The organism is Microseira sp. BLCC-F43, from assembly GCF_041929235.1.
Classification (GTDB): Bacteria; Cyanobacteriota; Cyanobacteriia; order Cyanobacteriales; family Aerosakkonemataceae; genus Microseira.
Genome location: NZ_JBHFNP010000019.1, coordinates 64,133 through 72,954, shown reverse-complemented (window position 1 = coordinate 72,954; position 8,822 = coordinate 64,133). Strand labels below are relative to the sequence as shown.

Sequence of the window (8,822 nt, the reverse complement as noted above, 5' to 3'; positions counted from 1 at the left end):
TTTTTTTTGTTGGGGGGGGCTGTCCCCCCCCCCAATTTTTTTATTTTTGTTTGGGGGGGGGGGGGCCCCCCCCCCGCCCCTTGTTCAGTTTATTTATACTCACCTACTTAATATCAATTCATCCTTACATGGCGAAAGTTGAGAATTGATGTCAATACATAAAAAGGTTTTTACGTCAAGAGAAAGATGTATTGACTGGAAAGATTGTGCGAATATCAACTAAGAAAGCTTAAAAACGATAAGGAACAAAAGATATGGTACAAACTCTTGACGACACCAAGCGCATGGCGATCGCAATGGAATTAGCAGACATGAAAGAAGTGCAAAACCTGCTAATTGCCAACGAAGAAAAGCTGATTTCTGCCATCGGCGATCAAGAAATTCGCAAGCGCTTCGAGCATATGCTGGAAGACGATCGCAAGAACATGGGCGTTCTAGAAACCGTCATGGTTCAATACGGCGTCAAAGCAGAACCCCGCGATACGATTAACAAGATGGTAGAGAAACTTCAGCAAATGATGGAAGGGTCCGAATTGACGCTTTACCAAAAGGCATTTCAGCACGAATTGCTGAAGCACCAACAGGTAATGACCGGACTGTTAATTCACAAGGTAGCTCAAGTTGTGGGTGCCGATGTTGCAGTTGCGATCGCGCCGTTAAATACGATCAACTTTGAAAACCGCGCGCACCAAGAACAACTCAAAGGAATACTCGAAATTTTGGGAACCCGCGAACTAACTGGCAAAGATCCGGATCAAGGACTTTGGGGACGAGTGCAAGATGCGATCGCAGCTTTATCAGGCGTGTTTGGCAGTGCCGTTACCCAAACTTCTGATAAGCAGGATATGGACATCCGAGATCTGATCCGACTCGACCACAACAAGACCAACACCATTTTCACCGAAATCGGCGCGACTGACGATCCGCAAAAGATCCAAGAATATTTTGGGCAGCTTTATAAGGATCTCACTGTTCATGCGATCGCAGAAGAACAAGTCGTTTACCCCAAAGTTCGCGGTTTCTACGGCGACGACAACACTCAAGAATTGTACGACGAGCAAGCCCAAATGAAGCAGATGCTCGACGAAATCAAATCGATGAGTCCTTCTGCGCCTGAATTCAAAGACAAAGTCAAGCAATTGATGGACGTAGTTGGCGATCACATCCGTCAAGAAGAAAGCACTATGTTCGCGGCAATTGGTAACAACTTGAGCGCAGAGCAACGCGAGCAACTGTCTACCGAATTCAAAGCAGCTAAGAGCAAGATTCAAGACGAAATGGCATCTGCCATGAAGTAGAATCTTGCCAATCAAAATTGAGTCGTCAAAGCGGGTTTTATTGATGGGTGTCTCTACCAAGTACCTGGTTAAACAGCTAAACCCGCTTTTCTCTAATTCGAGTCCCAGTATCTCAATGGTGCAACAAAATGGACGTTTTTGAATTAATCAAAGCCGATCATCGCAAAGCTGAAGAACTTTTCTCAGCGATTGAAAGTGCAGATGACCCTACCCAACGCTACGATTACTTTCAGCAAATCTACCTTGAACTCAACTTACACGCTCAAACAGAAGAGTTAGTCCTCTACCCAGCCATGCGCGAATACGAAGAAACCAATCAATTCGTTGAAGCAGCTGAAGAGGAGCATGTCAAAGCCAAAGAACTGCTAGAGGAAATTAAACCTCTCGACCCCGACTCCTCGCAGTTTAAATCCAAAATTAAGAAACTGAAAGAAGCTGTTGAGCATCACGTGCAAGAAGAAGAAAACTCACTGCTACCTACAGTCAGTGAGTGCATGAAGAAAAAAGAATTGCAGCAACTTGCCCAAGAGTTCCAGCAAACAAAAACCAAGCTTCAGGAAGACATGGTTGCTACCCTTGTTTAATCAGAAACCCGGTTTCTTTCAGAAACCGGGTTTTTTTGACGCGAGAGAATATTTATTTCAATTAATTAAAGAAATTTCTCGACTCATAAACTACTTGACTCGCTCCTAAAAATCCCATACAATAAGCGGCATTTGTCTGATTTAAGGGTTAACTGTTAAAACAGAGTTATCCTTAGAACAATATCAAGAAAAAGGTATGAATTCTGATGAACTATTGAGCCTGTATGAAGCTGGAGAGAGAGAATTTTATCTATCCGACCTGAGTGGAGTCACCTTAAGCGAGGTGAATCTGAGCGGAATAGATTTGAGTCAGGCTAACTTAGAGAAGGCAATTTTAAGGCGAAGCAATTTAGCAAGGGCGATTTTGAGCCAAGCATTTCTAGGTGAAGCCGATTTGAGCGAAGCCGACTTGCGTAAAGCGGATTTAAGCGGAGCTGATTTACTTGGCACTGACTTAAGCAGAGCGAACCTGAGTTTAGCTGACTTGACTGCTGCCGATCTCAGGGGTGCCAATTTGAGTTTTGCTGACTTGATAGGGACTGACTTAATTGGCGCAGAACTGAGCCAAGCCAACTTGTATTTTGCTGACTTGCGCGGAGCATATTTGAATGGAGCCAACTTGAGTCAAACAAACCTAAGCGGCACTCAATTATTTGAAGCCGACCTGAGCGAGGCGAATATTTGCGAGGCTAATTTTCAAAAAATTATTTATAACCAAAACACTAAATTTCCTGAAGGTTTCGATCTAACCCAGTTTGAAGCTTATTTTATAGCCCCGGAAATATCGCTACCAGAAACAGATTTGAGTGGCTTTCAGCTTTCTGGAGTCAACCTGAGCGGGGCAAATTTATTTCGTTCTAACCTAACTCAAGCTAATTTAATGTGGGCTAATTTAAGCGGCGCTAATTTAAGTGAAACTAATTTAACTGGGGCTAATTTAACTGGGGCTGATTTAACCGGGGCTAATTTAACTGGTGCCGATCTAACCGGGGCTATTATGCCGGATGGCTCGCTCTATGAAGGTAAATAAATTTATGGCTGTAGGGGCACGGCATGTTAATAACCTCTGGGAGAAACCAGCAGAATTTTAAATGCCGTGCCCCTACTCACTTTTAAATGCCGTGCCCCTACTCACAACCTTCGATCAAACTTTTAAGCGTTGACAACTTCGCCGCCGTTGGGATGTAAAATTTGACCGGACATATAAGAAGAGTCATCTGAGGCCAAAAATACATAGCTAGGCGCAACTTCTACGGGTTGTCCGGCGCGTCCCATTGGCACTTGAGCGCCAAAACTTTCAACTTTATCTTCTGGGAAAGTGGAGGGAATTAAAGGTGTCCAAATCGGACCGGGTGCTACGCCGTTGACGCGAATGTTCTTTTCTGCCAAAGATTGGGAAAGCGATCGCGTAAATGCAACTATTGCTCCTTTAGTAGAAGAATAATCCAACAGTTGCTGATTTCCCTTATAAGCTGTTACCGAAGTCGTGTTAATAATGGCACTCCCTTCTTTTAAGTGTTTGAGTGCGGCTTTGGTGAGGAAGAACATGGCGAAAATGTTGGTGCGGAAAGTACGCTCCAACTGTTCGGCACTGATATCTTCGATACTTTGTTGCGGATGCTGTTCGGCGGCGTTATTGATCAGAATATCGAGTTTACCGAATTCTTGAACCGTCTTTTGTACCGCTTCTTGGCAGAACTTTTCGTCGCCGATGTCACCTGGGATGCACAGACACTTGCGTCCGTATTGTTCGACGATTTGTTTGGTTTTTTCGGCATCCTCGTGTTCGTTTAGATACACGATCGCTACATCAGCGCCTTCTTTAGCGTATGCGATCGCCACCGCACGACCGATGCCGCTATCGCCGCCAGTAATCAGCGCAACTTTATCCTGTAACTTATTGCAACCCTTATATTTCGGGTCGTCTACAATCGGTTGCGGCGTCATTTCCGCTTCGATACCCGGTTGACGATCCTGGTGTTGCGGTGGCTTTTGTCTTTGATTAGTTTGCATAAAATTCTCCTAGGGAATGCACGCGCTTTCGCGATCGCCTTGGAGCAAATGCATCCAAGGTTTAAGCACCGATGGTGACCCGATTCGGTGCATTCTATTGGCACGCTCAATCTACATCCACAGGCTAACAACGGCTCAAATTCACTTTATCGCTCTGGGGGTAGAAACCACCCAAGCAACAGATCGACCCTTAGTTGTATGAGATTTTGGGAACTTTATTGACAAAGAAATGGTCTAACTATTCTGAATGGGTGCGATCGTTCTCTATAACTGCCACCGCAAAATCAAGCAAACATCAGGGTAGCTGAAATTTAGCATCATTCCGTAAAAACACGGCTTATTCGGCTTTAATCTCGAAGATATCTTAAGATAGCGGCAATTATCGCCGATAGCGGGTAATATCTAAGTAAATTAATTCCTGACTTGATAGGTGTGAGTTTCGTGAGGTTATTATTTTCATGCGCTTACCTACTATTGCCATTTGTACCCTAGCTGCTTTGATAGCTGGTACTCTCAATGCCAAAGCTAGTCCGATTGAGAGCAACTCGACTTCCCCATCATCGATCGCGGGCGAGGAAACTCAGACAGCACAACAATCAAACCAGCTATCTGCCCAATTAAAAGAATCACGAGAACCTCAAGTAATCAATAAAACGAACTTTGTTTCCCAAGCATCGAGTACCGACGCCACCGGGTTGCAGGAGTTGCAGGCAAATCGAGAACCAGCGATTGACCCAGCTAGCTGCTTTGCACAAGCTTCATCGCCTGGATCGCAAGTCGCACAAGCACCCGTTAACTGCCCTCGTCCAGAACCGATTCCCCCCTTGCGAATTCCGGAAGTATCGGGGGAATTTGAATCTTCCCCCGGATTAAGCATCTACATCCCCGTGGGATTTGGCGCCGATAGAAACACTTTATTTGTCAGCGGTACTTATCAAACTTCCACTCGCGAACATAACGACGACGATAATAACGGGGCGTTTGGCGTTGGTCTTGGTTTAGGCGATGCGGTTAAAGGCTTTGGGCTGGAATTATCTTACGTGTTTGACGATTTTAATCAAGACTTCCCCGATGGTGGTTTAAACGCCAAGTTGCATCGTCGGTTTGGCGATGTGGGAATTGCCGTCGGTTACAACGGTTTTATCAATCTCGGTCGCAATGACTACGAACATTCCCGCTATGGGGTGATTACCGGCATTCTGCGGACGCGACCATCGGTGCGCCAACCTTTAAGCCGCATTGCTCTCACTTTTGGTGTGGGAGATGGACAATTTCGCTCAAATGGGGCAATTGACGCCAAGGAAAACAACGCCAACTTGTTTGGGAATGTCGCCATTCGCGTTGTGGAACCCGTGAGTGCAATTGTCGAATGGACAGGCGTAGACTTAGCAGCAGGATTTTCCATCGCACCCGTGAGAAACGTTCCTTGGGTGATAACTCCCGCCGTGCGCGATATCTTAGGTGCAGGCGACGAACCGCGATTTGTATTGGGTACTGGAATTTCAATTAAGTTTTAGATAGGGGAGTGTGACAATGCAAAAACAGGAAAAAGTAAAACATCTGCGGTTGAGTAAGAAGACGCAAAGACAAGGAGTTGGGGAGACGCGGAGAGCGGCGCTTCTCCAGAGCGAAGTATTTGGTACAGAGGCAGCGAATTTATTCGTGGAGAAGAAGAAAGGCATTTTTTGCTTGAATACCCTGCCTTTAGGCATGGAGTTTCCCCGCTCTCCCTTGTCACCCCGTCACCGCCTCCTCTCCAAATTGATTTCCTCGCTTTGCCTGGGAGCGGTTGTATCTTTTGCTACACCTGCTAAGGCAGACGGCAGCTTCCCCGATATATCGGGAACCAATGTTTGGAACAGTACCGCGCCGATTTTCGATCGCGGCGGTGGCGGGATAAACCCCCAACTTGCAGAACGTGCCAGACGGTTGAACCAAGAAGCCGATCAAGCTTATAAAGCTTGCGATGCAGCTGTTTTGGCAGCACAACAAGGTGGTACGAGAGGTCCGCGTCAGTTTTTACGCAACCCAGAAAATACCGATGCAGTATTTCCCGTAGCGTGTCAGCGATTGAACGAGTTGAGACAGGAAGCTGTCAACTTGAGAAGCCAATTAGAGGCAGCCGCCAAATCGGGTGGCAGTCCAGTGTTTCGGACTTGGTAAAGTTGCAATAGTTACCAATCCCATAGTGAGGAGAAGTTAGCATGGAAAAATTGCGCATGAAAGCAATTCGTTTAGCAGCGATCGCTTCATTGAGTGCTACTGGTGTATTATGTGCCTTCTCGATGCCGGTGAAAGCCCAAAACCCCCCACCGGCAAGTCAAGGCGTCCGGTTCGACGAAGAGACAGTCGTCGAATTTGAATTCAGAGAATCCCACGGTTACTACCAGTCAACCTTTGGCATTGTCAATTTAAACACAGGTGAAACCACAGATCTAATTGCCGAAACCAAACCCTTCGACGACTTTAACGATGTATCAGATCTCGACCGCGTCTCCAGCGGCAGAAACGACACCGGCACCCAGATGGATTTTTTAGGCACACCCGGTAACTCCGTACCCCAACCCGTGCGGCGGTTTACGTTTCAAGCGAATACCGCATATGCTTTTTACCTAAAAGTGATTGACCCCCGCAGCGGCAGGTTGAGAACTACCCTCTACTCCACCAGATTAGAGCAAATGGGTAACGGCTCAACCCCTGGTTCTACCCGCACCGTAGGTGGATTATCCGATGGAGTGGTGGGCGATCGCAAAGGCGTCCGCATCAACTGGGACGATACCGGACTGCCTCGACCCGGAAAAGACAACGACTTCGATGACTTTATCGTCGAAGCAGGTGGTTATTTAATCGCCTTCCCCTGCCCCAGAATCAGATAACAAAGAAACCGGGTTTCTTTAAGAAACCCGGTTTCTGTCTTTGAGTCAGTCGTATTGTATTGCAAAATTTCCGCTTTGCTTCAATTGCTCTATTAAGCGCGAATCACCAGAACCAAAAACATGTAGTACATCTTGAGCGCGAGTCATTGCAACATACAGTTTTTTCAGATCTAAAGCGGCTATTTCCGAATTTATAGCTCTATTATTATCATACTCTTGCACCCAAAGAATTAAAACTGCTTTAAACTCTAGTCCCAGTGATGTATGGGTTGTCATTATTCTGATACCGGGTATATTAACGCTGTATGTTATTTTTTCCAATCTCAGAGTTTCTGTAACCCAGTAGGTATCTAATCCCAGATTATTTAATCGCTTTCTTAGGTAATATAACATAGATCTGTCATGGTTCAAGACTGCTTCTAATCTATGCAATACAGCAATCTCTCTGAGTTCGTAGCCAAGTTTATGGAGTTTTTGAATTTGTCTAATAACTGATTCCACTTCCTGCTGTTTTGTATTGACAATATGCAAAACTGGGCGCTCGCCCTGGCGGATAGAAGCTTGAGGTTCAATTATAGGGAATGTCACTTCAGAATCATCAGTATTCCCTGTATTTATTATATTTTCTACTTCATGTGTATTTTTTACTAAACTCCACGCTGCTTCCAGTATCTCTTTTGTATTGCGGTAGTTTATGTCAAGATGGAATTTTTTGCTAGTTGTCCGACCAACTGCTTTGACTCCAACCGATTTCCACGAGAATCGAGGACGGCTGTAAAAGCTTTGCTTGCCATCAGATACGATTGTTAAATCGCCATTTTCAGGATCTTTCAAAGCAGCTACACAACATTTGAACCAATAAGGATAAAATGCTTGTGCTTCATCGACTAAAATTGCATCCCACTTCAGACCTATTGGTAATTGATTAAGTTTATTCAAAGCGATTTCTACTACATATTCCCTGTAATTTACTAAATGGCTTACCGTTTTATATTCTCTACCAAGGAGATGTTTTACCCAGGCATCAAAGTGCATTACATCAATTTTTTTAGGCAAGAGAGACTGGAAATAGGATGCCAGACCAATATTAAAGCAAAGAATCAAAATTCGCTGGTTTGGATTTCGATTTGCCAGTAATTTAGCTCTGGATAGTAAAACAAGTGTTTTTCCCGATCCAGCTACCCCATAAATTATGCGATGACCGCCACCAATAGACTTAACTATACACTCCTGACGATGATCTAAAGTCCTGATTACATAACTATTATCCCGCAGTTCAATGTTATCAGGAACGCTGTTAGAAGATGCAGGCACTTCTTTAATAGCTATTTCGGGGTAAAGAATGCCTTTGATAGTTTCAATTTGGTCAGGTGTGAGATTGAGGAAAGGCAACTTGTCAGGGAACATCATTTCTAACTGATTCACCAAGTCTATTTCAGATATGTTATCCCATGACAGTAACTCGTTTCGGTATATAACTTTTTCGTCGATTAATAGCTGAGAAATATTTGGGTCGCGAGCTTGATTTACTGTAATGTTGGACATCACAAGACCAATACCAACGGGGAAAGCTAACCTGACCTGGGCTGACCCATTTGGTTGGGTTAGTATTGGATAATGCTGAAGTTTATTCAAAAACTTATTTAAGTAGTTATCGACTTGCTTTAGAGAGGAATGTAGAACATTTATTTTGGCATTTTTTGTCTCATTTTCATGACGCGAACGTTTGCGAGTTCGCCTGACCTGACTCTCTGGAGAGGTTGGTTGAACATCTATTCGATTAATCTCCTCACTCCCAGACTTGATTGTGAAATTATCCCTATCCCCACTGCTTATCTGGTTAGGGAACCAATTTACTACCTTGATGAATAGTAGCCCAAACTTTGGCGCTAGAATGGTAAAATACGGTAAACAGCCTTGAGCATTTGGTTCATACCAGACATAGAATTCATTGGATAACTTTTCAGCAAGTATTTTGTACAAGGTTTTTTCTCCTTGACTTGCTCCCGATGGCAAAGAATCTGGAACTATTAATGCCATATACGCTGTTA

The 8,822-nt window shown here is 44.6% G+C and carries 9 protein-coding genes; 7 read left to right on the top strand and 2 right to left on the bottom strand.

Going from position 1 to position 8,822, the window contains the following annotated elements:
* The first annotated feature begins 254 nt into the window (after window positions 1–254).
* From ACE1CM_RS02410 to ACE1CM_RS02400, 3 genes are all read left to right on the top strand, one after another.
* Window positions 255–1,298: a hemerythrin domain-containing protein gene (locus ACE1CM_RS02410; RefSeq protein ID WP_374875802.1), complete on the top strand. Its 1,044-nt coding sequence runs from the start codon at window positions 255–257 to the stop codon at window positions 1,296–1,298.
* Window positions 1,299–1,426: 128 nt separating this feature from the next.
* Window positions 1,427–1,882 (top strand): hemerythrin domain-containing protein, encoded by a 456-nt coding sequence (locus ACE1CM_RS02405; protein ID WP_374875801.1) that lies wholly within the window; start codon window positions 1,427–1,429, stop codon window positions 1,880–1,882.
* A 196-nt stretch (window positions 1,883–2,078) separates the two neighbouring features.
* Window positions 2,079–2,912, top strand: coding sequence for a pentapeptide repeat-containing protein (locus ACE1CM_RS02400; protein ID WP_374875800.1), 834 nt, complete (start codon window positions 2,079–2,081; stop codon window positions 2,910–2,912).
* A gap of 122 nt (window positions 2,913–3,034) precedes the next feature.
* Here the strand turns inward: ACE1CM_RS02400 and ACE1CM_RS02395 are convergent, their stop codons facing one another.
* Window positions 3,035–3,895 carry an SDR family oxidoreductase gene (locus ACE1CM_RS02395; protein ID WP_374875799.1) on the bottom strand — a complete coding sequence of 287 codons (861 nt, stop codon included), beginning with the start codon at window positions 3,893–3,895 and terminating at the stop codon, window positions 3,035–3,037.
* 16 nt (window positions 3,896–3,911) lie between these two features.
* Between ACE1CM_RS02395 and ACE1CM_RS02390 the strand changes: the two genes are divergently transcribed.
* The 4 genes from ACE1CM_RS02390 (at window position 3,912) to ACE1CM_RS02375 (ending at window position 6,771) form a co-directional block, all read left to right on the top strand.
* Window positions 3,912–4,097, top strand: a complete 186-nt coding sequence (locus ACE1CM_RS02390) for a hypothetical protein (protein WP_374875798.1) — start codon at window positions 3,912–3,914, stop codon at window positions 4,095–4,097.
* A 256-nt stretch (window positions 4,098–4,353) separates the two neighbouring features.
* Window positions 4,354–5,412, top strand: coding sequence for a hypothetical protein (locus tag ACE1CM_RS02385; protein ID WP_374875797.1), 1,059 nt, complete (start codon window positions 4,354–4,356; stop codon window positions 5,410–5,412).
* 16 nt (window positions 5,413–5,428) lie between these two features.
* Window positions 5,429–6,058, top strand: coding sequence for a hypothetical protein (locus ACE1CM_RS02380; protein ID WP_374875796.1), 630 nt, complete (start codon window positions 5,429–5,431; stop codon window positions 6,056–6,058).
* A 41-nt stretch (window positions 6,059–6,099) separates the two neighbouring features.
* The gene (locus ACE1CM_RS02375; RefSeq protein WP_374875795.1) at window positions 6,100–6,771 is read left to right on the top strand and encodes a hypothetical protein; all 672 of its coding nucleotides are present in this window, start codon (window positions 6,100–6,102) and stop codon (window positions 6,769–6,771) included.
* Window positions 6,772–6,816: 45 nt separating this feature from the next.
* Here ACE1CM_RS02375 and ACE1CM_RS02370 read toward each other — a convergent pair whose 3' ends face one another.
* Window positions 6,817–8,811: a DEAD/DEAH box helicase gene (locus ACE1CM_RS02370; protein WP_374875794.1), complete on the bottom strand. Its 1,995-nt coding sequence runs from the start codon at window positions 8,809–8,811 to the stop codon at window positions 6,817–6,819.
* Window positions 8,812–8,822: the final 11 nt, after the last annotated feature.

Coding starts and splice junctions, on each gene's coding strand:
- ACE1CM_RS02370 (WP_374875794.1), bottom strand. CDS start 8,811: ATGGCATTAATAGTTCCAGATTCTTTGCCATCGGGAGCAAGTCAAGGA.
- ACE1CM_RS02380 (WP_374875796.1), top strand. CDS start 5,429: ATGCAAAAACAGGAAAAAGTAAAACATCTGCGGTTGAGTAAGAAGACG.
- ACE1CM_RS02400 (WP_374875800.1), top strand. CDS start 2,079: ATGAATTCTGATGAACTATTGAGCCTGTATGAAGCTGGAGAGAGAGAA.
- ACE1CM_RS02410 (WP_374875802.1), top strand. CDS start 255: ATGGTACAAACTCTTGACGACACCAAGCGCATGGCGATCGCAATGGAA.
- ACE1CM_RS02390 (WP_374875798.1), top strand. CDS start 3,912: ATGCACGCGCTTTCGCGATCGCCTTGGAGCAAATGCATCCAAGGTTTA.
- ACE1CM_RS02375 (WP_374875795.1), top strand. CDS start 6,100: ATGGAAAAATTGCGCATGAAAGCAATTCGTTTAGCAGCGATCGCTTCA.
- ACE1CM_RS02395 (WP_374875799.1), bottom strand. CDS start 3,895: ATGCAAACTAATCAAAGACAAAAGCCACCGCAACACCAGGATCGTCAA.
- ACE1CM_RS02385 (WP_374875797.1), top strand. CDS start 4,354: ATGCGCTTACCTACTATTGCCATTTGTACCCTAGCTGCTTTGATAGCT.
- ACE1CM_RS02405 (WP_374875801.1), top strand. CDS start 1,427: ATGGACGTTTTTGAATTAATCAAAGCCGATCATCGCAAAGCTGAAGAA.